The sequence below is a fragment of the Achromobacter sp. DH1f genome, from assembly GCF_000633435.1.
GTDB classification, from domain to species: Bacteria; Pseudomonadota; Gammaproteobacteria; order Burkholderiales; family Burkholderiaceae_B; genus Achromobacter; species Achromobacter deleyi.
In genome coordinates, this window is record NZ_AYMF01000130.1 from 1 (window position 1) to 469 (window position 469).

A 469-nucleotide genomic window follows, 5' to 3' on the forward strand; every position below is an offset into this window, starting at 1 on the left:
GGGCAGCATGGCGTCCAGCACGATCACGTCGTAGTCGTGCTCCAGCGCCAGGTGCTGGCCGTCGATGCCGTTGTGCGCCACATCGACCGCGCAGCCCTGTTCGCCCAGGCCTTTGCGCAGGTAATCCGCCGTCTTCAGTTCATCTTCGACTATCAGGATCTTCATTGCGGCCCCGCTAGGGTGTATCGACATGCACAGGCGCTTATTTTGACTCAACTCCCGGCCCAGGCTGCACCAGGGCAGCCTTGCGCGCGGCCCGCTCCTGCTTCTTGCGCATGTACCAGAAATGCGCCCGGTCCAGGTACAGGTACACCACCGGCGTCGTGAACAGCGTCAACGCCTGCGACACGATCAGCCCGCCCACCATCGCATAGCCCAGCGGCCGGCGCAATTCCGACCCCTGGCCGTGGCTCAGCATCAGCGGCAGGCCGCTCAGCAGCGCGCACATGGTCGTCATCATGATCGGCCG

The 469-nt window shown here is 64.6% G+C and carries 2 protein-coding genes; both read right to left on the reverse strand.

Annotated features, from left to right (window positions below):
- Positions 1-165: response regulator (locus U858_RS0133390; protein ID WP_029954818.1), on the reverse strand; the 165-nt coding region annotated here is incomplete at its 3' end.
- A gap of 37 nt (positions 166-202) precedes the next feature.
- Positions 203-469, reverse strand: a 267-nt coding sequence (locus U858_RS0133395; protein WP_157838895.1) for an efflux RND transporter permease subunit, incomplete at its 5' end; no start/stop codon positions are given.